The sequence below is a fragment of the Rhizobium sp. AN73 genome (assembly GCF_030757975.1).
Lineage (GTDB): Bacteria > Pseudomonadota > Alphaproteobacteria > Rhizobiales > Rhizobiaceae > Agrobacterium > Agrobacterium arsenijevicii.
Genome location: NZ_JARWME010000002.1, coordinates 2,495,726 through 2,519,678 on the forward strand (window position 1 = coordinate 2,495,726; position 23,953 = coordinate 2,519,678).

The 23,953-nt window shown below is 58.8% G+C and carries 21 protein-coding genes, 1 pseudogene and 1 riboswitch; of the genes and pseudogenes, 10 read left to right on the top strand and 12 right to left on the bottom strand.

Features of this window, described 5'->3' with window-relative positions; genetic code table 11:
• Positions 1-37: 37 nt before the first annotated feature.
• From infB to RBH10_RS22265, 6 genes and pseudogenes are all read left to right on the top strand, one after another.
• Positions 38-2,791, top strand: a complete 2,754-nt coding sequence (gene infB / locus RBH10_RS22240; protein WP_281037866.1) for a translation initiation factor IF-2 — start codon at positions 38-40, stop codon at positions 2,789-2,791.
• A gap of 75 nt (positions 2,792-2,866) precedes the next feature.
• Positions 2,867-3,283: a 30S ribosome-binding factor RbfA gene (gene rbfA / locus RBH10_RS22245; protein ID WP_003507167.1), complete on the top strand. Its 417-nt coding sequence runs from the start codon at positions 2,867-2,869 to the stop codon at positions 3,281-3,283.
• A gap of 3 nt (positions 3,284-3,286) precedes the next feature.
• A complete protein-coding gene (truB, locus tag RBH10_RS22250; protein WP_045015456.1) occupies positions 3,287-4,234 on the top strand; it encodes a tRNA pseudouridine(55) synthase TruB in 948 nt (315 codons plus the stop codon).
• A 164-nt stretch (positions 4,235-4,398) separates the two neighbouring features.
• Positions 4,399-4,668 carry a 30S ribosomal protein S15 gene (rpsO, locus tag RBH10_RS22255; protein WP_003514294.1) on the top strand — a complete coding sequence of 90 codons (270 nt, stop codon included), beginning with the start codon at positions 4,399-4,401 and terminating at the stop codon, positions 4,666-4,668.
• Positions 4,669-4,940: 272 nt separating this feature from the next.
• On the top strand, positions 4,941-7,088 hold the full coding sequence (gene pnp, locus RBH10_RS22260) for a polyribonucleotide nucleotidyltransferase (protein WP_281037865.1): 2,148 nt from the start codon (positions 4,941-4,943) through the stop codon (positions 7,086-7,088).
• A gap of 129 nt (positions 7,089-7,217) precedes the next feature.
• Positions 7,218-8,233 (top strand): annotated as a pseudogene (locus RBH10_RS22265) (class I SAM-dependent methyltransferase).
• Positions 8,234-8,250: 17 nt separating this feature from the next.
• Here RBH10_RS22265 and RBH10_RS22270 read toward each other — a convergent pair.
• Positions 8,251-9,195, bottom strand: coding sequence for an AEC family transporter (locus RBH10_RS22270; RefSeq protein ID WP_281037863.1), 945 nt, complete (start codon positions 9,193-9,195; stop codon positions 8,251-8,253).
• A 531-nt stretch (positions 9,196-9,726) separates the two neighbouring features.
• Between RBH10_RS22270 and RBH10_RS22275 the strand changes: the two genes are divergently transcribed.
• A complete protein-coding gene (locus RBH10_RS22275) occupies positions 9,727-10,719 on the top strand; it encodes an adenosine kinase (RefSeq protein ID WP_045015460.1) in 993 nt (330 codons plus the stop codon).
• On the opposite strand, the gene RBH10_RS22280 is transcribed toward RBH10_RS22275, so the two are convergent.
• Positions 10,712-11,245: an SH3 domain-containing protein gene (locus RBH10_RS22280; protein WP_045015513.1), complete on the bottom strand. Its 534-nt coding sequence runs from the start codon at positions 11,243-11,245 to the stop codon at positions 10,712-10,714. The genes RBH10_RS22275 and RBH10_RS22280 overlap by 8 nt on opposite strands.
• A gap of 180 nt (positions 11,246-11,425) precedes the next feature.
• Between RBH10_RS22280 and RBH10_RS22285 the strand changes: the two genes are divergently transcribed.
• Positions 11,426-12,430, top strand: coding sequence for a D-glycerate dehydrogenase (locus tag RBH10_RS22285; RefSeq protein WP_281037862.1), 1,005 nt, complete (start codon positions 11,426-11,428; stop codon positions 12,428-12,430).
• A gap of 48 nt (positions 12,431-12,478) precedes the next feature.
• A complete protein-coding gene (locus RBH10_RS22290; protein ID WP_281037861.1) occupies positions 12,479-13,168 on the top strand; it encodes a hypothetical protein in 690 nt (229 codons plus the stop codon).
• A 38-nt stretch (positions 13,169-13,206) separates the two neighbouring features.
• Here the strand turns inward: RBH10_RS22290 and RBH10_RS22295 are convergent, their stop codons facing one another.
• The 3 genes from RBH10_RS22295 to recF are packed head-to-tail and all read right to left on the bottom strand — an operon-like array spanning position 13,207 to position 15,594.
• A complete protein-coding gene (locus tag RBH10_RS22295; protein WP_281037860.1) occupies positions 13,207-13,683 on the bottom strand; it encodes a GNAT family N-acetyltransferase in 477 nt (158 codons plus the stop codon).
• A complete protein-coding gene (locus tag RBH10_RS22300; protein WP_281037859.1) occupies positions 13,680-14,447 on the bottom strand; it encodes a molybdopterin-synthase adenylyltransferase MoeB in 768 nt (255 codons plus the stop codon). Before RBH10_RS22300 ends, RBH10_RS22295 begins: the two co-directional genes overlap by 4 nt.
• 22 nt (positions 14,448-14,469) lie before the next feature.
• Complete coding sequence (gene recF / locus RBH10_RS22305) at positions 14,470-15,594, bottom strand: DNA replication/repair protein RecF (protein WP_281037858.1); 1,125 nt, start codon at positions 15,592-15,594, stop codon at positions 14,470-14,472.
• A gap of 155 nt (positions 15,595-15,749) precedes the next feature.
• Here recF and RBH10_RS22310 point away from each other — a divergent pair, with 155 nt between their 5' ends.
• Positions 15,750-16,853 carry an alpha/beta hydrolase gene (locus RBH10_RS22310; RefSeq protein WP_281037857.1) on the top strand — a complete coding sequence of 368 codons (1,104 nt, stop codon included), beginning with the start codon at positions 15,750-15,752 and terminating at the stop codon, positions 16,851-16,853.
• A gap of 28 nt (positions 16,854-16,881) precedes the next feature.
• Here RBH10_RS22310 and nrdF read toward each other — a convergent pair whose 3' ends face one another.
• From nrdF to RBH10_RS22345, 7 genes are all read right to left on the bottom strand, one after another.
• The gene (nrdF, locus tag RBH10_RS22315; protein ID WP_045015467.1) at positions 16,882-17,856 is read right to left on the bottom strand and encodes a class 1b ribonucleoside-diphosphate reductase subunit beta; all 975 of its coding nucleotides are present in this window, start codon (positions 17,854-17,856) and stop codon (positions 16,882-16,884) included.
• A 15-nt stretch (positions 17,857-17,871) separates the two neighbouring features.
• Entirely contained in the window at positions 17,872-20,061 is a 2,190-nt protein-coding gene (gene nrdE / locus RBH10_RS22320) for a class 1b ribonucleoside-diphosphate reductase subunit alpha (RefSeq protein WP_281037856.1), read from the bottom strand.
• On the bottom strand, positions 20,049-20,447 hold the full coding sequence (nrdI, locus tag RBH10_RS22325; RefSeq protein WP_281037855.1) for a class Ib ribonucleoside-diphosphate reductase assembly flavoprotein NrdI: 399 nt from the start codon (positions 20,445-20,447) through the stop codon (positions 20,049-20,051). The genes nrdE and nrdI overlap by 13 nt, the downstream gene beginning before the upstream one ends.
• Positions 20,448-20,459: 12 nt before the next feature.
• Positions 20,460-20,681: a glutaredoxin-like protein NrdH gene (gene nrdH / locus RBH10_RS22330; RefSeq protein WP_281037854.1), complete on the bottom strand. Its 222-nt coding sequence runs from the start codon at positions 20,679-20,681 to the stop codon at positions 20,460-20,462.
• A 313-nt stretch (positions 20,682-20,994) separates the two neighbouring features.
• Positions 20,995-21,220: riboswitch (cobalamin riboswitch) on the bottom strand.
• Positions 21,221-21,353: 133 nt separating this feature from the next.
• Positions 21,354-21,983: a nucleoside triphosphate hydrolase gene (locus tag RBH10_RS22335; RefSeq protein WP_281037853.1), complete on the bottom strand. Its 630-nt coding sequence runs from the start codon at positions 21,981-21,983 to the stop codon at positions 21,354-21,356.
• Positions 21,980-22,762, bottom strand: a complete 783-nt coding sequence (locus RBH10_RS22340) for an ATP-binding cassette domain-containing protein (RefSeq protein WP_045015470.1) — start codon at positions 22,760-22,762, stop codon at positions 21,980-21,982. Before RBH10_RS22340 ends, RBH10_RS22335 begins: the two co-directional genes overlap by 4 nt.
• Positions 22,762-23,844 (bottom strand): ABC transporter permease, encoded by a 1,083-nt coding sequence (locus tag RBH10_RS22345; protein WP_045015471.1) that lies wholly within the window; start codon positions 23,842-23,844, stop codon positions 22,762-22,764. The genes RBH10_RS22340 and RBH10_RS22345 overlap by 1 nt, the downstream gene beginning before the upstream one ends.
• Positions 23,845-23,953 lie beyond the last annotated feature (109 nt).

Here is a 23,953-nt window from a genome sequence, read left to right on the forward strand (position 1 = left end):
ACGTCATCCGGTTCTCGTCCGTAGGAACGGGAACGGAATGACCGACAACAACGACGACAAGACACTCAATGCGCCGGCCAAGAAGACTCTTACCCTGAAACCGGGCGGGATGAATCAGGGCACCGTGCGGCAGGACATGGGTCGAGGTCGCACCAACGCGGTTGTCGTGGAAACACGCAAGCGCCGCCCCCTGCGTCCCGAAGACGAGAAGCCGGTTCAGCCTGTCGTGGCAGCAGCACCTGCGCCGAAGCCGGCAGCCCCTGCTCCGGTGGCACCGCGTCCGCAGGCTCCCCAGCAGCGCATTCAACAGCCGAGTGGCCAGCAGCAGCGTCCGGGTTCTTCCCATTCGCAGCAGCGTCCCGGCTCGTCCGCACCGCAGCAGCGCCAGCCTGATCGTCCGCGCGGCAACGTTCTGCACGACCTGTCCGCAGGCGAGATGGAAGCCCGTCGCCGTGCGTTGATGGAAGCGCAGGCTCGCGATGTTGTCGAGGCCAAGCAGCGCGCCGAAGACGAAGCGCGCCGCAAGATCGAAGAAGAACACCGCATCGCCGCTGAAAAGGTAGAAGCCGCAAACCGCGCAGCCGAAGAAGCCGCGGCGGCCAAGGTCGCTGCGAGCCAGCCTGCCGTGGAAGCGAAGTACGATCTGTCCGGTGAAAAGCCGGCTGCGGCCGCTGCACCGGCGCCTCGCGCTGACGCACGTCCCCAGTCTGCCACTGCCGCTCCCCGGTCCGCTCCCGCCACCCCCGATGCTGCCGCTCCGCGCGGACGCCGCACCGGTGGCGACGACGAGGAAGATCGCGGAGCAGTCCGTCGTGGCAGCAGCCTTCCGGCTCGCGGCAAGGTCGTGGCTCCGGTTCCGGCCAAGCCCGCAGCCCGCCTGAAGACCGAAGAAGAGCGCCGTCGTGGCAAGCTGACCGTCACCTCATCCAATCTGGATGAAGACGGCACGCCGCGTGGCCGCTCGATGGCATCCATGCGCCGCCGCCAGGAGAAATTCCGCCGCAGCCAGATGCAGGAAACCCGCGAAAAGGTTCTGCGCGAAGTCATCCTGCCGGAAACCATCACCATTCAGGAACTGTCGCAGCGTATGTCCGAACGCGCCGTTGACGTCATCAAGTTCCTGATGAAGGAAGGCCAGATGCTGAAGCCGGGCGACGTGATCGACGCCGATCTGGCAGAACTGATCGCGGTCGAGTTCGGCCACACGGTCAAGCGCGTTTCCGAATCCGACGTTGAAGAAGGTCTCTTCAACAAGGTTGACGACGAAGGCGAGATGGTTTCCCGTCCGCCGGTCGTGACGATCATGGGCCACGTCGACCACGGCAAGACCTCGCTGCTCGACGCCATTCGTCAGGCAAACGTGGTTGCCGGTGAAGCCGGTGGCATCACCCAGCATATCGGCGCCTACCAGGTCGAAAAGAACGGTCAGAAGATCACCTTCATCGACACCCCCGGCCACGCCGCCTTTACGGCAATGCGTGCCCGTGGCGCGCAGGCGACCGATATTGCCGTACTGGTTGTTGCGGCAGACGACAGCGTGATGCCGCAGACGATTGAATCGATCAATCATGCCAAGGCAGCCGGTGTTCCGATCGTCGTTGCGATCAACAAGATCGACAAGCACGAGGCAAACCCCGAAAAGGTTCGCCAGCAGCTGCTGCAGCACGAAGTGTTCGTGGAATCGATGGGTGGTGAAGTTCTCGACGTCGAAGTGTCGGCCAAGAACAAGCTCAACCTCGACAAGCTGCTCGAAGCTATCCTGCTTCAGGCGGAAATCCTCGACCTCAAGGCGGATCCAAGCCGCACCGCGGAAGGCACGGTCATCGAGGCCGAGCTGGACCGTGGACGCGGTGCCGTCGCAACCGTTCTCGTGCAGAAGGGTACACTGAAGCCCGGCCAGATCATCGTTGCCGGCGATCAGTGGGGCCGTGTGCGCGCGCTCGTCAACGACAAGGGTGACCACGTCAAGGAAGCCGGTCCGGCCATGCCGGTCGAGATCCTCGGCCTTTCCGGAACGCCGTCGGCCGGTGACCGTTTTGCGGTTGTCGAAAACGAAAGCCGTGCCCGCGAAATCTCCGAATACCGCCAGCGTCTGACCCGCGACAAGGCTGTTGCCCGTCAGACCGGCCAGCGCGGCTCGCTGGAACAGATGATGAGCCAGCTTCAGAGCTCCGGCATGAAGGAATTCCCGCTGGTCGTCAAAGGCGACGTGCAGGGTTCGATCGAAGCCATTGCCGGCGCACTCGAAAAGCTGGGCACCGACGAAGTCCGCGCCCGCATCGTCCATTCGGGCGCAGGCGGCATCACGGAATCGGATATTTCGCTCGCCGAAGCATCCAACGCCGCGATCATCGGCTTCAACGTGCGTGCCAATGTACAGGCTCGCCAAGCAGCCGAACGTGCCGGTATCGAGATCCGCTACTACAACATCATCTACGATCTGGTGGATGACGTGAAGGCAGCCATGTCCGGCCTGCTTTCGCCGGAACGTCGCGAAACCTTCCTCGGCAATGCCGAAATCCTCGAGGTGTTCAACATCACGAAGGTCGGCAAGGTTGCAGGTTGCCGCGTCATCGAAGGCAAGGTGGAACGTGGTGCGGGTGTACGTCTGGTACGCGACAACGTCGTTATCCACGAAGGCAAGCTCAAGACCCTCAAGCGCTTCAAGGACGAAGTCTCGGAAGTGCCTGTTGGTCAGGAGTGCGGTATGGCCTTCGAGAATTACGAGGACATTCGCGCTGGCGACACCATCGAGTGCTTCCGCGTCGAACACATTACGAGAACGCTCTAAGCGTCTCGCCGCAAAACAGGACTTTTCTGTCGGGCGCCGGCTTAACCGGCGCTCGCTCCGTTTGAGGCATTACCCATGGCAAAAGCAACATCATCGGCCCCTTCGCAACGCATGCTGCGTGTTGGCGAACAGGTGCGCGCCGCACTGACCCAAATTCTCCAGCGCGGCGAAGTCCGCGACGATCTGATCGAAGGCACCGTCATTTCCATCTCGGAAGTGCGCATGTCGCCCGATCTCAAGATCGCAACCGCTTATGTGACGCCGCTTGGCGTTGCGGATCATACCGACATCATCACCGCCCTGAACCGCCATGCGAAGTTCATGCGCGGCCGCCTCGGCCCCCAGCTGCGGCAAATGAAATACATGCCGGAACTGCGTTTTCGCGACGATACCAGTTTCGACAATTACCAGAAGATCGACGCGCTTCTGCGGTCACCGGAGGTGCAGCGCGATCTTGGACCTTCAAACGAAAAAGACGACGAACAGAACTGAAGCATGTCCAAACCACGCAAACAACAGCACCGCAAACCCAAAGGCCGCCCGATTTCGGGCTGGCTCATTCTCGACAAACCGCTCGACTTCGGCTCGACCGAAGCCGTTTCCAAAATAAAATGGCTGTTCAACGCCCAGAAGGCGGGCCACGCTGGCACGCTCGATCCCTTGGCTTCCGGCATGTTGCCGATTGCGCTCGGTGACGCCACCAAGACCGTGCCTTACGTCATGGACGGCCGGAAAATCTACGAGTTTACCGTCACCTGGGGTGAGGAACGCGCGACCGACGACCTGGAAGGCGAGGTCGTCAATTCCTCCGACCAGCGCCCGGAAGAACAGGCGATCCGCGATATTCTGCCCAATTATACCGGCGTGATCATGCAGACACCGCCGCAGTTTTCCGCCATCAAGATCGCCGGCGAGCGTGCCTATGATCTGGCGCGCGAAGGCGAGACGGTGGACATCCCGGCACGCGAGGTGGAAATTCACCGCCTGACGTTGCTCGCCTGCCCCGACGCCAGCACCGCGCATTTCGAAGTGGAATGCGGCAAGGGAACCTATGTGCGTGCGCTTGCGCGCGACATGGGCCGCGATCTCGGCTGTTTTGGTCATATTTCGCAATTGCGCCGTACCATGGTCGCGCCGTTTGGCGAGGACATGATGGTGCCGCTCGAAACCTTGACAGCGCTGGAAGCCATCGAAGACCGCGACGAGCGGCTCGAGGCGCTGGATGCTTTTCTGATCGACACGGCGGAAGCGCTTTCGGCGCTTCCCTGCCTCGTCATCAGTGACGATCAGGCGCACCGGCTGAAGATGGGCAACCCGATCCTGCTGCGCGGGCGTGATGCGCCGACCAATCATCCGGAGGCCTATGCCACCGCGCATGGCAAGCTCGTCGCCATCGGCGAGATCGGCGAGGGTGAATTCCGGCCGAAGCGCGTTTTCGGCTGACACGAGCCTTGAGTGGCGCCGTCAATCGCCTCTTTCAATTGTACCCGGAATAGTTTATAGGCAGCGCCAGCTTGGGCTTTGCCTATGCTGCCGAATGGCCAGAGCTGGACGACATCCCGGCTCTTGGCGTCCCATTTTTTCCTTAAAATAGAAAGGATCGTCCGATGTCGATTACTGCAGAGCGCAAAGCCGCCCTCATCAAGGAATATGCAACGAACGAAGGCGACACCGGTTCTCCGGAAGTTCAGGTCGCTATTCTGACCGAGCGGATCAACAACCTGACCGGTCACTTCAAGGACCACAAGAAGGACAACCACTCCCGTCGTGGCCTTCTGACGCTGGTTTCGAGCCGCCGTTCACTTCTCGACTATCTGAAGAAGAAGGACGAAGCCCGTTACAGCAAGCTGATCGGTGCTCTCGGCATTCGCCGCTAAAACCTTATCCGGCGGGTTTCACAACGATACCCGCCGGTTTTTATATCGGGCCTTTTTACAGGCCATCTTGAATTTCCGGGCGTTTGCCGCAGCTATGGCCCCCGGACGATAAGGCAGCCCCGGATGGGCCGGTGCAGTCTTTTCAACCGCAGACCCTGTCATGGGGCAGGATTGCCGGATGCTTGCACCTTGAAAGCCTCCGGCTGTCTTGCCCGTGATTGCGTCGATCGTTGCCCCCTCGCAAGGCGGGCATGCACAAACAAGGACAAGATATGTTCAATAAACACTCCGTAGAAATCGAATGGGCAGGCCGCCCGCTGAAGCTCGAGACCGGCAAGGTTGCCCGTCAGGCTGACGGCGCCGTCATCGCAACCTACGGCGAGACGATGGTTCTCGCGACGGTGGTTTCCGCAAAGTCTCCGAAGCCGGGACAGGACTTCTTCCCGCTTACCGTCAACTACCAGGAAAAGACCTACGCAGCCGGCAAGATCCCCGGCGGTTATTTCAAGCGCGAAGGTCGTCCTTCCGAAAAGGAAACACTGGTTTCCCGCCTGATCGACCGTCCGATCCGCCCGCTTTTCCCTGAAGGCTACAAGAACGACACGCAGGTTGTCGTCACGGTTATCCAGCACGATCTGGAAAACGACCCGGACGTCCTGTCGATGGTTGCCGCATCCGCTGCGCTCACACTCTCCGGCATTCCTTTCATGGGCCCGGTCGGCGGCGCGCGCGTTGGCTACATCAACGGCGAATATGTTCTGAACCCGCATCTCGACGAGATGGATGAATCGGTTCTGGATCTCGTCGTTGCCGGCACACAGGACGCCGTCCTGATGGTGGAATCGGAAGCCAAGGAACTCAACGAAGACGTCATGCTTGGCGCCGTCATGTTCGGCCACCGGGGCTTCCAGCCGGTTATCGACGCGATCATCAAGCTCGCTGAAGTTGCCGCCAAGGAGCCGCGCGAATTCGAACCGGAAGATTTCTCCGCGCTCGAAAACGAAATGCTGGCCTTGGCCGAAGCCGAACTGCGTACCGCCTACAAGATCACCGAAAAGGCTGCCCGTTACGCCGCCGTCGACGCCGTGAAGGCGAAGGTCAAGGCTCACTTCCTGCCGGAAGAAGGCGAAGCAAAGTACAGCCCGGAAGAAATCGGCGCCGTCTTCAAGCACCTTCAGGCCAAGATCGTTCGCTGGAACGTTCTCGACACCAAGAGCCGCATCGATGGTCGCGACCTGTCGACCGTCCGTCCGATCGTTTCGGAAGTCGGCCTCCTGCCGCGCACGCATGGTTCGGCGCTGTTCACCCGCGGTGAAACCCAGGCGATCGTTGTTGCGACGCTCGGCACCGGCGAAGACGAACAGTATGTCGACAGCCTGACCGGCATGTACAAGGAACGCTTCCTGCTGCATTACAACTTCCCGCCCTACTCGGTCGGTGAAACGGGCCGCATGGGCTCCCCGGGCCGTCGCGAAATCGGTCACGGCAAGCTCGCATGGCGCGCTATCCGTCCGATGCTGCCGACTGCGGAACAGTTCCCCTACACGCTGCGCGTCGTTTCGGAAATCACCGAGTCCAACGGCTCTTCGTCGATGGCAACGGTTTGCGGCACTTCGCTTGCTCTGATGGACGCAGGCGTTCCGCTTGCTAAGCCAGTTGCCGGTATCGCCATGGGCCTTATCCTTGAAGGCGAGCGCTTTGCGGTTCTCTCCGACATCCTGGGTGACGAAGACCACCTCGGCGACATGGACTTCAAGGTCGCCGGTACTGCCGACGGCATCACCTCGCTGCAGATGGACATCAAGATCGCCGGTATCACCGAAGAGATCATGAAGATCGCTCTGGAGCAGGCACAGGGTGGCCGCAAGCACATCCTCGGTGAAATGGCGAACGCCATCACCGAGAGCCGTGGCCAGCTCGGCGAATTCGCACCGCGCATCGAAGTGATGAACATCCCGGTCGACAAGATCCGTGAAGTCATCGGTTCGGGCGGCAAGGTCATTCGCGAAATCGTCGAAAAGACCGGCGCCAAGATCAACATCGAAGACGACGGCACCGTCAAGATCGCTTCCTCTTCCGGCAAGGAAATCGAAGCAGCCCGCAAGTGGATCCACTCGATCGTTGCGGAACCGGAAGTCGGCGCCATCTACGAAGGCACGGTCGTCAAGACCGCTGACTTCGGCGCTTTCGTCAACTTCTTCGGCGCTCGCGATGGCCTCGTGCACATCTCGCAGCTCGCTTCCGAGCGTGTCGCCAAGACCTCCGACGTCGTCAAGGAAGGCGACAAGGTCTGGGTCAAGCTGATGGGCTTCGACGAGCGTGGCAAGGTTCGCCTGTCCATGAAGGTTGTCGACCAGGCAACCGGCAAGGAAGTTGCCGCCGACAAGAAGAAGGAAGACGGCGAAGCCGCTGCCGAATAAGGCCGCCTCGCCAGACCCTATCGAGGCGCGGGTTTTGCCCGCGCCTTTTTTTCGTTTTCGTTTGTCTTTTCGGGAAAACCGGATTCCACTTTTCCCTGACAAACTCTTTCCTACCTTGAGGACGCTCCAATGAGCCGTGACGCTGTTAAAACCCTTTTCCATCCCTTCACCGCAGAGATGCTCGACATGCCGAAAGAGGGCGAGCGCTTACTGTTTCTGGGAGCGGAAGCCGGCCCGCGGCTAGAGGGTTTTGACGCTGACATCGTCGCGGTTCAGAATTTTCGGCCGCTTTACCGGGCTCTTCAGGCGCAGAACTCAGAGGTCACGCCGGATGTTTCGGGCGAGGACTACGATGCGGCGCTGCTTCTCTGCGGTAAACATCGCGGCGAGAATGAAAACCGCGTCGCCGAAGCGCTGTCGCGTGTCAAGGCAGGCGGGTTGATCGTTGCGGCGGGATCGAAGGAAGACGGTATCCTGACGCTGCGCAAGACACTGGCAAAGCTTGGCATCGAGTCCGATCGACCCCGAAATACCACGGCGTCGCCCTCTGGTTCAAACGGCCGGACGATGTTTCATCTGCCGTCTCGAAGCTGGCCCAACATGCCGTGACCGTAGCTGGCCGTTTCACCGCCAGACCCGGCATGTTTTCACATGACCGCGTGGATGATGGCTCGGAGCTTCTCGCATCGCGCCTGCCGACCGACTTTGACGGCAACGCTGCCGATTTCGGCGCGGGCTGGGGTTATCTTTCGGTCATGCTGGCGGAAAAATCGCCGCGCACGGCCCGCATCGATCTTTTCGAAGCGGACTGGAACGCGCTCGAATTCGCCAAGACCAATCTTCTCGAAAACAATCCGCGGCTGACGGCGCGTTTCTTCTGGCAGGACCTCGCAAACGAGCCGCCGAAGGAAAAATACGACCTCATCATCATGAACCCGCCTTTCCACGCTGCGGGACAGGCCGCGGAACCCGCACTCGGCCAAGCCTTCATCAAAACGGCGGCCGGTGCGCTTCGCAACGGTGGAAAGCTGCTGATGGTCGCCAATCGTGGCATGCCCTACGAACCCGTGCTGGCGGCGGAATTCCGCACCAGCGCCGAGGTATGCCGCAACGCGCGCTTCAAAATCCTGAGCGCCCAGAAATAATCAGCTAGGCACAATAATCAGCTCAACAGCCATGCCCATAGCGACACGGAAAGAACGCCGGTCGCTGTGGAAATGCTGATGGTGGAGGCCGCAACGCTGTGGCCGATACCGAAGCGGTTGGCGATCAGCCACGCATTCACCCCTGTCGGCACAGAAGAGGTGAGCACGAGGGCAGCGGTCCATTCCCGGCTGAGACCGAGAGCATGGCCCATGGCCCATACGCAGGCGGGCAGAAGCAGCAGTTTGAAAACCGTCATGGTGACGGCGATCCCCAGATTGCCGCGAATGGTATATTTCGTCAGCGCCATACCAAGCGAGATGAGCGCCGCAGGTCCCGCCATGGAAGCGATCTGGTCAACGACGGTCTTGAGGATGGGCGTCAGCGTCACGCCTGAAACATTGGTCGAAAGCCCGATGAAAAGTCCGATCACCAGCGGATTGGTGATGAGGTTGCGGCCGACCTGCCTGAAGACAGACACCATGCTGCGCTTTTCCCCGCCGACCGCCTTGTGCGTGGCGTTTTCCATCAGGATGGTGCCGGCAATCATCATGACTGGCAGATGGATGGCCAGCAGAATGGAGAGGGCGACCAGCCCCTCATCCCCGATGGACCGTCCGACGAGCGGCAGGCCGATGAAGATATTGTTGGCAAAGGCCGAGGATATGCCGGCTATGACGGCGATGCGACCATCCTGCTTGAAGACGTAACGCGTGACGATATGCCCAACCGTCCAGGTGACAGCCACACCGGCGAAATAGGTGATCCACAGCCGAAAAGGCGATGCACCGTGAAAATTTGCCTCCGCGAGCGTGCGGAAGATCAAGGTCGGCACGGCGATCTTGAACACGAAATCGCTGAGAATCTCGCCGGCATCGGCCCTGAACAAGCCGGCCTTGACGGTCAGCCAACCGATCAGGATGAGAATGAAAATCGGAGCGACGTTCGCGGCAACGGCAGACATGGAGGGAAAGCTTTCGCGACTTTTGCGGGAGATACTCCGCTTTAGAGCGTTTTCCACGGGAAGGGAATCACGAAAACGCTCCACCTCCCTGTTTCATGCAATACGCGACAATCCGTGAGGTGTTTTCACCGAAAGCATCCCTAGACACTCCTGCAGATCAAACGTGTTGCGGTCGCTCGTCGAGCGACCCATCAGGGTAATCCCGCTTACGGCATTTTGAAATGAGGGGATGAAACAATGAGCCAAAAGAAAAAGCGGGGTTTCCCCCGCCTTTTGTCATGTCCGTTATATGCCGTCAGTACATCCGTGACGGAGATAACGGTTGAGCCAGAAGACCTCATGTCTCCCATTTTGGTACGCATTCACACACCATTTGCTCTGATCGGAGTGATAGCTTAACCACATTACAGGCACATGACGTGTTTCGTTCTCTGATAGCGAACCGCATATTTCCCCATTGGGCTTTTCTTGCCGCCAGAATTGTTTAAGACCGTTTGAAAATGCGCACCCCTTGCAAACCGGATAGGGCCTATGACGAAATTCGACGTACTGACTGTCGGCAATGCCATCGTCGACATCATTTCCCGCTGCGATGATCGCTTTCTGAATGACAACGCCATCACCAAGGGCGCGATGAACCTCATCGATGCGGAACGGGCCGAGCTGCTTTATTCGCTGATGGGGCCGGCTCTCGAAGCCTCCGGCGGAAGTGCGGGTAACACGGCTGCGGGCGTGGCGAATTTCGGCGGCAGGGCCGCTTATTTCGGCAAGGTGGCCGAAGACCAGCTCGGGGAAATCTTCCAGCACGATATCCGTGCGCAGGGCGTTTATTTTGAAACCAAACCGGAAGGCACGTTCCCGCCGACCGCCCGTTCGATGATCTTCGTGACTGAAGACGGCGAGCGCTCGATGAACACCTATCTCGGCGCCTGCGTCGATCTCGGTCCGGAAGACGTCGAAGACGACGTGGTGGCGGATACAAAAGTCACCTATTTCGAGGGTTACCTGTGGGACCCGCCGCGTGCCAAGGACGCCATTCGCGAATGCGCCCGCATTGCGCATGAGAACGGCCGCGAAGTCTCCATGACGCTTTCCGACAGTTTCTGCGTCGGCCGCTATCGCGAAGAATTTCTCGATCTGATGCGCTCCGGTACCGTGGACATCGTTTTCGCCAACAAGCAGGAAGCGCTTTCGCTTTACGAAACCGACGATTTCGAGCTGGCGCTGACGAAAATCGCCGCCGATTGCAAGATCGCAGCGGTGACGATGAGCGAAGAAGGCGCCGTTATCCTGCGCGGCACGGAACGCGTGAAAGTCGACGCCTATCCGGTGCATGACGTGGTCGACACGACGGGTGCCGGTGATCTTTTCGCCGCCGGCTTCCTGTTCGGTTATACGCAGGACCGGTCGCTGGAAGATTGCGGCAAACTCGGCTGCCTCGCAGCGGCCGCCGTCATTCAGCAGGTCGGGCCGCGCCCGATGTCATCCCTGAAGGTACTTGGTGCCAAGCACGGCCTTATTTAAAGGCCTCGCCGGGGTAAGCGCCCCAAATTTCGCCCTGCGACACCCAGCCTGAGGCCTGACCGGCCTCAGCGCGGCACCAATCGCCATTGCATTCGCCGATCCTGAAGACGACGCCCGGCTCCAGCCGGGCGATGACGGAGGCACCCGACTGCGCGTCGCGGCGCATGTTGACGTAGACATCCTTGCCTTTGCCACGCATCCACGGCGCGGCGACGGCCGTGCGCTCGCCGGAAAGCAGCGCCTGATTGACCCAGCCTTCCGTGCCATCGGCATCGCGGATGCGCCGCCAGTTTTCATATTCCTGGATGATTTCAACCGGCATTCCCGATTTCATATACATCCAGGATACGGCATAATCCGTGCTGGGACCGATGCGCATGTTGACGCGCTTGGATTTCAGGCTGACGAAACGGGGCAAGGGCAAGCCGCTTGCGCCCTTCGCAGCGCCCTGTGCCATGGCTTCGCTCGCCACACCGGAGAGGCCCAAAGACAATGCAATGCAAACCATAGAAACCACACTGCGCATGCCCATTTCCGTTTCCTGCCTTCTGCAAACCGGATGATATTCGAGGAGGCTCGTTTCCACACGCCTCAAGCTTCGGCGAGTTTTATTTGTCTTCGCCGGTGGGTCTGGTAGAAACGCCCTGATTGAAAGAAATTATCGCTCTTTCTGGTTAATGACTTCTGAACAAGGCAGCGGCAAACGATGACCCACAAGAAGAGACCGACAGTCTATATCACCCGCAAATTGCCTGACGTCGTCGAAACCAGAATGCGCGAGCTCTTCGATGCCGAATTGAATATCGACGACAGGCAGCGCAGCGAAGAAGAACTTGTGGCTGCCATGCAGCGAGTGGACGTTCTGGTGCCGACCGTCACTGACCGTATTACCCCCGCAATGATCGAGAAGGCCGGACCGCAGCTGAAGCTGATCGCCAGCTTCTCCAACGGCATCGACCATGTGGATGTGGATGCGGCTGCCCGAAAGGGCATCACCGTCACCAATACGCCCAATGTGCTGACCGAAGATAGCGCCGACATCACGATGGCGCTGGTGCTGGCCGTTCCACGCCGCATGATCGAAGGTACGCGCGTGCTCGCCAATGGCGCGGACGAGTGGCTGGGCTGGTCACCGACCTGGATGCTCGGGCGGCGCATTTCCGGCAAGCGTATCGGCATTGTCGGCATGGGCCGCATCGGAACGGCACTTGCGCGGCGCGCCAAGGCCTTCGGCCTCTCCATTCACTATCACAACCGCAAACGCGTCAATCCGGCCACGGAAGCCGAGCTTGAGGCGACCTATTGGGACAGCCTCGACCAGATGCTGGCGCGCGTGGATATCGTTTCCGTCAACTGCCCCTCAACGCCTGCGACCTATCACCTGATCTCGGCGCGGCGGCTCGCGCTGATGCAGCCGACCAGCTACATCGTCAACACGGCCCGCGGCGATATCATCGATGAGGCGGCGATGATCCAGTGCCTGCGCGATGGCAAGATCGCCGGCGCCGGTCTCGATGTCTATGAGAACGAACCCGCCATCAATCCCAAGCTCATCAAGCTCGCCAAGGAAGGCAAGGTCGTGCTGCTTCCCCACATGGGCTCGGCGACGATCGAAGGCCGTATCGAAATGGGCGACAAGGTCATCATCAACATCCGTACGCTTTTCGACGGCCATCGCCCGCCGAACCGGGTTCTGCCGGGGCGAAACTGAGCCGTTCCGGCAAACCCTCTTCGATCGTTTCAGGTGATGGAGAGTTCAATGAAAGTTCGAGCGAAGTTTTTCCTGTTCTTCTCCATGCTGTTCGTTCTGGTCAATGGACCGGTCCAGGCAGCTTCACTCTCACCCGAGCAAACCGCTGAACTCTACTACCGTGCCTGGCTGAATTTTGATCGCGCCAGCATGGTTCGCCTCAACAAGGAATGGGGATCTTCGAGTAGCGGGCCGCGCTACACCGACATGGATCTGGTTGCCAACCCGGTCGCATGGCAGCGCAAATACAAGGGCGTGCACGCTCCCAAGGGAACCACGAACGAGCAGTCCGACCAGTTCGCACGGCTCTGGGTCGCCAGCACGGAGCGGGCGCGATGCCAGGCCGAGCCTGCGCGTATCGGTTCACAATTGCCTACAGGTCTCTTTCTGGCGCGGATAAAGATGAATTGCTCCCTGCCGGATGTCGGGCCCGCATTCCAGCGGCTGAAGACTGCCGCAAAGCCGGACGAGCTGGGCGATACCAGCCGCATGCCTTCCGCGAAACTGATGAAGCAGATGGTGGACGCCACGAAGGCGGCTCCGCTCACACACAAGGTCACGACAGAAATCCAGCTCTTCAGCGGGCCAGATAAACGCATCTGGCGGGTCGGATCGGCCGAAGTCCAACCGCAGACCGGTATTGACCGCGTTTCCGCTGTCTTTCTCTCCGAAATGCTTCAGTCCGGTCTTTTGCGATAGGCCCGTCCGGCTTTTTGGCGACTTAAAAATGAACCGTCTCAGCCGAGGAATTTCGTCATTTCAATCGAAGTCGTGCGGTCATAACCGGCATGGGCATTTTCAGCGGTCTTGACGAAACCCCAGGCAGCGAATTTGGCATGATTGGCGACAAGCTCGATGCGTGTTTCCAGCCGCAGCGCCGGTAAAGCCAATTCGTGGGCCAGCGCTTCGGCCTGTTCCAGAAGCATCTTGCCGATGCCCTGTCCCTGCGCTTTCGGGGAAACACAGAGCTTGCCGACATAAAGACAGGCCGGCGGCTCCGGCCGGCAAAACAGGCAGCCAACAATCTCATCACCATCCAGCGCCACGAAAGCGATCTCCGCCCTCGCCTTTTCCTCGATATTTTCGAGCGTCAGGCGATGAGCCGACGACGGTGGGTCGATGACACCATCCATATAGGCAAAGGACGACATGATGAGCGCAAGCAATTCCTGCCAGCGATCGAATTTTTCCCCGATCCGTGCGATCTCGATCATGATTTCTTTCCCGTTGGCCGGCGTTTGTAACGCACGGTTTCGAAACGGGCCGAAAGGGCATCATATAGCAGCAGACGGCCGATCAGAGGCTCACCGGCACCGGTGATGACCTTGATCGCTTCCATGGCCATGATGGTGCCAATCACCCCGGTCAGCGCTCCGACAATGCCGGTTTCTGCGCAATTCGGGATAAGACCCTGCGGTGGCGGTTCCGGGAACAGATCGCGATACCCCGGCAGCAGATTGCCATCGGCATTTGTCTCATAGGGTTTCAGCACCGTCACCGAACCATCGAAACGGCCGACGGCACCCGTGACCAGCGGCCTTTTCGCGGCCTCTGCGGCATCGGCTGCGGCATAACGCGTATCGAAATTGTCAGATCCATCGATAAGGAGATCAAAGGACGACAGATGGTCATGCGCCCAGACCTCAGAAAACCGCTCCTCATAAACAAGGGTACGCACATGCGGATTGAGCCGGGCGATGGCTGCGCGGGCGCTTGCGGTTTTCAGCTCACCGATCGTGCCGGTATCGTGGATCACCTGCCGCTGGAGATTGGACAGGGAAACCACGTCGTCATCAATGAGGCCGAGCGTGCCGACACCGGCGGCTGCGAGATAATGAAGGACGGGCGCACCAAGACCGCCAGCCCCGATAACCAGCACGCGCGCCGCCTTCAACCGCTGCTGCCCGGCACCGCCGATTTCCGGCAACAGAATGTGGCGCTTGTAGCGTTCGATTTCTTCCGGGCTCAGCGGATCCATGTCGCACTCCGTTTTTTTGCCGTCATGCCGTGATGCCTCCATGGGCAACGTTAAAGAACTGTGCCCTGTCGCCAAGGGCGGAGAACATCGCCGCATCCGTTCCGGTCATGAAACTCTGGCCGCCAAGTGCGTGAATGAGATCGAACAAAGCGGCCCGCCTGCCCTCATCCAGATGCGCGGCGATCTCGTCCAGCAGCAGAACCGGCGCATGGCCAGTCATATTGGCGGTAAGCTGCGCATGGGCAAGCACCAACCCCACCAGCAGCGCCTTCTGTTCCCCGGTTGAACAGCGTTCGGCTTCCATGTTCTTTTCCGCATGGCGCACGAACAGATCGACGCGATGTGGACCATCCAGCGTGCGGCCCGCTGCGGCGTCACGATAGCGACCATCGCGCAGCATGAGCCGATATTCGTCTTCGAGATCAATGGCCGGCCGGTTGAGCATGTCGTCCATGAAACCGGAAAGCGAAAGTGCCGCCGATGGGAAGGCCGCATCGCCGGCTCTGTCTTCAATGAGGCTCTTCAAAAGGCCGAGCATTTCATAACGGGCGACCGCCATTGAGATGCCGAGTTCCGCCATCTGCTTTTCTATCCCGTCCAGCCAGACCGGATCGAAACGGCCCTCCGAAAGCAGTCGGTTGCGGCCGCGCATGGCCTTTTCGAAATCGCTCGCCCGCCGCCCATGGGCAGGATCGAGCGACAGCACCAGCCGGTCGAGAAAACGCCGCCGATCCGAGGACGAGCCGGTAAAGAGACCGTCCATGGCGGGCGTCAGCCACAGTACACGCAGATGATCCGTCAACTCATCGACTGACTTCACCGATGTTCCGTTCAGCCTCAGGCGACGCGATACCACCTCGCCATCGCCTTCAATGCCGGTTCCGATGGCGACTTCGCCGTCCATACCGTCAACATCGGCAAAAATCGAGAAACCGGCCTCCGCTCCCACCCGCGTCACATCTGACAGGGTGGCGCGGCGCAGGCCCCTGCCGGGTGAAAGAAACGAAACTGCCTCAAGCAGATTGGTCTTGCCGGAACCGTTGTCGCCCGTCAGCACGACATGGCGGTCATCCAACGCAAGCGCCGCCGCCGCATAGTTGCGGAAGTCCGTGAGTTTCAGCCGTAAAAGCGACACCTTATTCGTCATCTTTACGGCCTAAAACGAAGATGGATGGATGGCAAGGTGGGGAAGGTCCCGTCTGCACCTAAGATGCGCCACAGTGGCGCAATCCATTCTCCAGTAGCAACTTTTTTAGCTGGCGGTTATTTATGAATGGTCCCTCGTCATCGGTAACTCCGTTCATGCGCCTGATTTTTTCGCTCCTTCTCGCTTTTGGCCTTCTTTCATCCTGCGCAGGCAGACCGGGGGCGGATGTGCTGCAGGCCATAAATACCAAGAGGGGCGATACGAAAATCGTGACCGCCTACGTGGCGAGCACGCGGGAAAAAAACACGGACGCTAAAAAGGGCTTCGGCACCGAGCGGGCGGCCGAGCCGAACTACGCACGCTTCGACATTTCCATTCCGCCCAGCCACAAAAGCGGAAATATCGAATGGTCCCAGGGCAAACCGGACCCGAAAAAAGATTTTGTCGTCACCAAGGCCGATATGCTGACGAAAGCGCGCTTCAACGCCGATCTCGGCGACGTCACCCGGTCCGGCAAACAAATCGCTCTTTTTGTGCATGGCTATAATTACAGCTATCAGGAAGCCCTGTTCCGCGCGGCGCAAATGGCTGCTGATGCCAATATGAATGGTGTGCCGCTGGTGTTTTCCTGGCCGTCACAAGCAAGCGTCACCGGCTATGTGGCCGACAAGGAATCGGCGACCTATTCACGCGACGCGCTTGCTGCGGTGTTGATCGATCTGACCCGGCAGACCCCACGAAAAAGCATTGTCGTGTTCGGTCACAGCATGGGCGGCTGGCTGGTCATGGAAGCGCTGCGGCAATTGCGCTTCGAAGGCAGGAACAATGTGATCTCCAAGCTTCAGGTGGTGCTGGCCGCACCGGATATCGACGCCGATGTGTTCCGCAAGCAGATCGAGGTTGTCGGGCGGCTCAACCCGCCGCTCACGGTGCTGGTGTCCAAGGACGATCGCGCCCTGAAAGCCTCCTCCATATTGGGCGCTGATGTCACCCGCGTCGGCGCGCTTGACGTTACCGATCCGCAGGTGCAGGAAGCGGCTCTGAAAGAAGGTGTACAGTTCGTGGACATTTCCAATCTCAAGGCCTCGGACCCGCTCAACCACGATCGCTACGCGGCGCTGGCATCCATGGTGCCGCAGCTGGAGGCAAGCAGGCGCGGGGGCGGCATCAACAATGCGGGTGCCTTCGTTTTCGACGCAATCGGCGCAACCGTATCCAGCCCCTTCCGCCTTGCGAGCCAGGTGGTGAACCCGCAATAGCTTTTGCGGGTCCTAGAGCGCGTGTGGTTTAGAAATCCCAGTCTTCATCTTCGGTGGCGACCGCCTTGCCGATGACATAGGACGAGCCGGAGCCGGAGAAGAAGTCGTGATTTTCGTCGGCATTGGGAGAAAGCGCCGACAAGATCGCCGGATTGACCCGGCAGGCCTCCGCGGGAAACAGTGCCTCGTAACCCAGATTCATCAGGGCCTTGTTGGCGTTGTAATGCAGGAACTGCTTGACGTCTTCCGTCAGGCCGACGCCGTCATAGAGATCTTCGGTGTATTTCGCTTCATTGTCATAAAGCTCGAGCAAGAGATCGAAGGCGAAATCCTTGATCTCCTGTTTTTCGCTCTCGCCCAGACGCTCCAGCGCCCGCTGGAACTTGTAGCCGATATAATAGCCGTGCACGGCCTCATCGCGGATGATGAGACGGATCAGATCCGCCGTGTTGGTGAGCTTCGCGCGGCTTGACCAGAACATCGGCAGGTAGAAACCGGAATAGAACAGGAAGCTCTCCAGAAACACGCTGGCGACCTTCATTTTCAGCGGATTGCCACTGTCATATTCCCGCATGATAAGTGCGGATTTGCGCTGCAGGAACTCGTTCTCCTCCGACCAGCGATAGGCATCGTCGACATCAGGCGTGGAGCAAAGCGTCGAGAAGATCGAAGAGTAAGAGCGGGCGTGCACGGCCTCCATGAAGGAGATGTTGGACAACACGGCCTCCTCATGCGGCGTGGCCGAATCCGCCATCAGCCGCACGGCGCCGACGCCGTTCTGGATGGTGTCGAGCAATGTCAGCCCGGTGAAGACGCGGATCGTCAGTTTCTGCTCTTCCGGCTTCAGCGTTCCCCAGGAGGGGATGTCGTTGGAGAGCGGCACTTTTTCCGGAAGCCAGAAATTCGATGTCAGGCGGTTCCAGACTTCGAGATCCTTATCATCCTCGATACGGTTCCAGTTGACCGCGCGAATGCGGGACGCGGGTTTTACGGCGATGTTCATGTTCAGTCCCTCAATTCAGAGCGTGCAGGAAACGCAGCCCTGAACCTGCGTGCCTTCCAGCGCCATCTGGCGCAAACGGATGTAATAGATTGTCTTTATGCCCTTCTTCCAGGCGTAGATCTGCGCCCGGTTGATATCGCGCGTCGTTGCCGTATCGCGGAAGAACAGCGTCAACGACAGGCCCTGATCGACATGCTGGGTGGCCGCCGCATAGGTATCGATGATCTTCTCAGGACCGATTTCGTAGGCATCCTGATAATATTCGAGATTGTCGTTCGAGAGATAGGAAGCCGGGTAATAAACGCGACCAATCTTGCCCTCTTTGCGGATTTCGATCTTCGAGACGATCGGATGGATCGAGGATGTCGAGTGGTTGATATAGGAGATCGAGCCGGTGGGCGGTACGGCCTGAAGGTTCTGGTTATAGAGGCCAGACGCCATGACGGCCTGCTTCAACGCCTTCCAGTCCTCCTGCGTCGGGATGGAAATGCCAGCCTTTTCGAACAGCTCCTTTACCTTTTCGGTCGCGGGCAGCCATTCCCGGTCGGTATATTTGTCGAAATAATCGCCCGAGGCGTATTTGGAATTTTCAAATCCCCTGAAGCTCTGGCCCCTTTCCACGGCAAGCCGATTGCTGGCGCGGATGGCGTGATAGGTCACCGTATAGAAGTAGATATTGGTGAAATCGATGCCTTCCTCGGAACCGTAGAAGATGCGTTCGCGCGCCAGATAACCGTGCAGGTTCATCTGGCCAAGGCCGATGGCGTGGCTGGCGTCATTGCCCTTTTCCACTGACGGAACCGAGGAAATGTGGCTCATATCCGAAACAGCCGTCAAAGCCCGGATGGAGGTCTCGATGGTCTTGCCGAAATCGGTCGAATCCATTGCCGAGGCAATGTTGAGCGAGCCGAGATTACAGGAAATATCCTTGCCCATATGGCTGTAGGACAGATCGGCATTGAACTCGCTCGCTTCGCTGACCTGCAGGATTTCCGAGCAGAGATTGCTCATGCTGATGCGGCCCGCGATCGGATTGGCGCGGTTCACCGTATCCTCGAACATGATGTAGGGATAACCGCTCTCGAACTGAATTTCGGCGATCACCTGAAAGAACTCGCGCGCCTTCATCTTCTTCTTACGGATGCGGCTGTCGGCGACCATTTCCTGATACTTCTCGCTGACCGAAATCTCGGTCAACGGCACGCCATAGACCCGCTCCACATCATAGGGCGAGAACAGATACATATCCTCGTTGTTGCGGGCGAGTTCGAAGGTGATATCGGGGATCACAACCCCGAGCGACAGGGTCTTGATGCGGATTTTTTCGTCGGCGTTTTCGCGCTTCGTATCAAGGAAACGCATGATATCCGGATGGTGGGCGTGCAGATAGACCGCGCCGGCACCCTGGCGTGCGCCGAGTTGGTTGGCATAGGAAAAACTGTCTTCCAGCAGCTTCATGACAGGAATGACGCCGGATGACTGGTTTTCGATCTGCTTGATCGGCGCTCCGAATTCGCGAATATTGGTCAGGGACAGCGCCACGCCACCACCGCGTTTGGAAAGCTGCAGCGCCGAATTGATGGAGCGGCCGATGCTCTCCATATTGTCTTCCACGCGCAGCAGAAAACACGAGACCAGTTCACCGCGGCTTTTCTTGCCGGCGTTGAGAAAGGTCGGGGTTGCCGGCTGGAAGCGGCCGGAAATGATTTCATCCATCAGATCGCGGGCAAGTTTCTCGTCACCGCGCGCCAGAGCCAGCGCCACCATGCAGACGCGGTCCTCATAACGCTCCAGATAACGCTTCCCGTCGAAAGTCTTCAGCGTATAGGAGGTGTAATATTTGAAAGCGCCGAGAAAAGTCGGGAAGCGGAACTTTCTGGCATAGGCCTCGTCGTAAAGGTCACGGACGAAATTGAAGGAATACTGGTCCAGCACCTCCTGCTCGTAATATCCCTCCGTCACCAGGTAATCGAGCTTTTCCCTGAGGTTATGGAAAAAGACGGTGTTCTGGTTGACGTGCTGGAGGAAATATTGCCGCGCCGCAAGACGGTCCTTGTCGAGCTGGATTTTCCCTTCGCTATCGTAAAGATTCAGCATCGCGTTCAGCGCGTGATAATCCAGGCCCACATCCAGCGGTTTCTGGGTTACGGACGCCGGCGGTTTGGCATCCTTGTTGCGCGCGGCATTCGAGGTCAGCGTGTCCAAAATCGTTCCAATCCATGATTGACGTTGGCGACATCTTCCTCCGTGCCGAGAAGCTCGAAGCGATAGAGAAACGGCACCGCGCATTTACGCGACACGATATCTCCGGCAGATGCGAAAGCTGCGCCAAAATTCGTATTTCCCGCCGCGATGACGCCGCGAATGAGATGTCGGTTGGAGGGCTCGTTCAAAAACCGGATGACCGGTTTCGGCACCGCTCCTTTAATGCCGCCGCCCCCATAGGTGGGGGTGACGAGAACATAGGGCTCCGACACCTGAGGCACGTCCTCCTCGGCGCCGAGCGGCAGGCGAAGCACTCGCCGCCCCAACTTTAGAAGGAAGCGATGAGTGTTCTCGGACCGGCTGGAATAATAGACGATCAGCCCCATCGCGCCGCCTCCTCAGCTGATCGAGCCGATCATGTCCGGCCGGAAACCCGCCCAATGGCGTTCGCCGGCGACGACGACAGGAACCTGCATGTAACCGAGGCCACGAACGTGATCGAGCGCATCCGCATCTTCGGAGATATCGATGATCTCGTAGCTGACGCCGATGCGATCGAGCGCGCGATAGGTGGCGGTGCATTGGACGCAGGCGGGTTTGCTGTAAACGGTGACGTTCATGATTTCCTCTTTCGAAGCCGCTTTTGCGCACGGCTCAACATTGCCGATTGCAATCGCAATCGGGTGGCGATGGATCTGTCATTCAGGCGAGTTGCGGCTTGGAGCGTTTTGTTGCATTTCCGGACGTAAAACCGGGGTCCACTTTTCCTGGAAATGCTCCGGGCCACGTAAGATCACTCTCTACGCCGACGAGCGCAGGAACTTAAAAAAATGCACTGGCATGACTTCACCCCGAAGCTTGTTCTGGAAGGGGGCAGAAAAGGGCGCACGCAATTCATTTGCGTCATACACCTTCCTTCCGGACACCCCGCCCGTGGACGTTTTCGCTCAAGGCAGGTCTCCTGACTTGCGGGTCAAAACATCTATCCCGGCCTTCCCGGAGCCCTCGGCTCCAGTGACCCAAATCGGAACGATGCTCACCGCTTACAGTTGCGGGGGCAGTTTCGGCATTGCTCGGCCATGATGGCGTTGCGCACCGAATTCCCGTCTTAGCTCCCGACACTTGCGAGATCGGAAGAACCTCGAACACCACATATAGTATATGAGGAAATTTTTTCGTCAATAATTAGACACACAAAAGCCCCACCCTGTGGATCAAAAAGATTCAACACATGGTCAATGAAGGCTTAACAGCGAATGCTCGCTGTCACCCACGGAACGGGAAGGGTTGGCCTATTCCCAGATATCGATGTGAATATCGGCAGGCCGAGAGTTCTCGATCACCCGTTTTCCGTTGGGAAGATCGTTTTCGAAAAGCTTGGCGTGGATCTCAGTCGCATCGAGACCGTAGCCCTGCCATCTTTGCCGCAGGCGGTCCTCGAGCACCGCAACAGATGGACCCACGAAGATGGCGAGATCGAAGCTGACGGAGAGCTTCGTCCACGGCGCCTCGTTCAGCAGCAGGTAGTTGCCTTCGGCAAGGATGAAACGGGTCTCCGGCGCGATGGCGCGGGCGGAGGCAATGGCTATTTCGCGAGAGCGATCAAAAACCGGGACAAGAACCTCCTGCCCGCTCTGACGGACAGCGGAGACGATATCGAGAAAGCCGCGCACATCGAAGGTTTCCGGCGCACCCTTTCGCGGCAAAAGTCCCCGCTCTTCGAGAATGCCGTTATCCATATGGAAGCCATCCATAGGCAGAACAGCCGCCGCCTCGCCCCGCGTCACGAGGGCGCCGCACAGAGCCTCTGCCAGCGTGGATTTGCCGGCCCCAGGGGGACCGGCAATCGCAATGATAAAGCGAGATTTATCCTCAGCCCGCCGAAGAACGTCTTCGACGATCGTTTCAAGCTTCAGCGTCATGCGGCAAGCGTTTCCTTTGGCGCTTCCTTGGCGCCGGTCATGAAGGCGACGGCATCGGACATCGAATAATCCTTCGGATTGATGACGCACAAACGCTTACCAAGCCGGTGAATGTGGATGCGGTCCGCAACCTCGAAAACATGTGGCATGTTATGCGAGATGAGAACGATCGGCAGTCCGCGCGAGCGCACATCCAGAATGAGCTCGAGAACACGGCGGCTTTCCTTGACACCGAGCGCTGCCGTCGGTTCGTCAAGGATGACGACCTTGGAACCGAATGCGGCCGCACGCGCCACCGCAACACCCTGTCGCTGGCCACCGGAAAGGGTTTCCACCGCCTGATTGATATTCTGGATCGTCATCAGGCCGAGTTCCGACAGCTTCTCGCGAGCGAACTTTTCCATCGCCGGGCGGTCCAGCGCCCTGAACAGGCTTCCCTGAATACCGGGTTTCCGGATTTCACGGCCGAGAAACATATTGTCGGCTATGGACAATGCTGGAGACAGCGCAAGGTTCTGATAGACGGTTTCGATGCCCGCCTTGCGCGCCTCGATCGGCGAGCGGAACTGCACCGGCTTGCCTTCCAGCCTGATCTCGCCTTCATCGGGTGTCACCGCACCGGAAATCGCCTTGATGAGAGAGGATTTGCCAGCACCGTTATCACCGATGACGGCAAGGATTTCGCCCGGATAAAGGTCGAAATCGGCATTGTCGAGCGCAGTCACGCGACCGTAGCGTTTGACGAGATTGCGTGCTGTGAGGATAGGTTCTCTTGTCATCAGCCTGCTACCTTTCTGATCCACTGGTCGATTGCGACAGCCATGATGATGAGGACGCCGATCAACAGATATGTCCACTGCGGGTCGGTTCCGATAAGCCGCAGGCCAAGTGAAAAGACGCCAACAATCAGGGCGCCGAAGATCATGCCCATGATCGAGCCGCGTCCGCCGAACAGCGAGATGCCGCCGATGACCACCGCGGTGATGGATTCGATGTTGGCGAACTGACCGGCAGTCGGCGATACCGAGCCGATGCGGCCGATGAGAGCCCAGCCCGCGAAGGCGCAGATAAGCCCGGAAAGTGTGTAGACGGTCGTCAGCATGCGCTTGACGTTAACGCCGGCAAGTTCGGCTGCATCAGGATCGTCACCCACCGCATAGAGATGTCGACCCCAGGCGGTGCGGTTAAGCACATACCAGAGCAGGGCAACGAGCAGAACCATGGCAATGACGCCATAGGTGAAAACGGCGCTGCCGATACGGATATTGTTGCCGAAGAACTGGAGAATGGGCGCCTGTTGGACGATGTCCTGTGCGCGGATCGTTTCGTTGGCCGAATAGAGGAAATTGGTAGCCAATACGATCTGCCACATGCCGAGCGTGACGATGAAGGGCGGCAACCGCATGCGCGACACCAGCACACCGTTAATAAAGCCACAAAATGCACCGACTGCGAGGCCGCAAATAATCGAAAGCTCCGCGGGCAGACCATAACGGAACGTAAACTGCCCCATGATGACGGAGGAGAGAACCATGATCGCACCGACCGAAAGATCGATACCTGCGGTCAGAATGACCAGCGACTGCGCCGCACCGACAATGCCGACGATTGCCACCTGCTGAAGAATAAGGGTCAGCGAGAAGGCCGAGAAAAACTTGCCGCCCAGGGTAATGCCAAAGACAGTCAGCGACAGCACCAGAACGATCAGCGGTACGGCCGCTGGGCTGGAGTGCAGAAAATGCTGAAATTTTTCAATCAAACTCTTGTTGTGCGTATCGAAAGCAGCGACCTGGGTCGAACTTCCCGACAGCACTTTTTCAAATTCATTATGCGGTTGAGCCCGCACTGGCTGATCGCTCATGGATTTTCCTCCCGATCGCTCCATCGCATCGACCCTAAAACCGGGATCGCTCTCCAGGGGACAATGCGTAGATTCAAACTGTTGAGAAGCGTGCCTCAGTTACATCCAC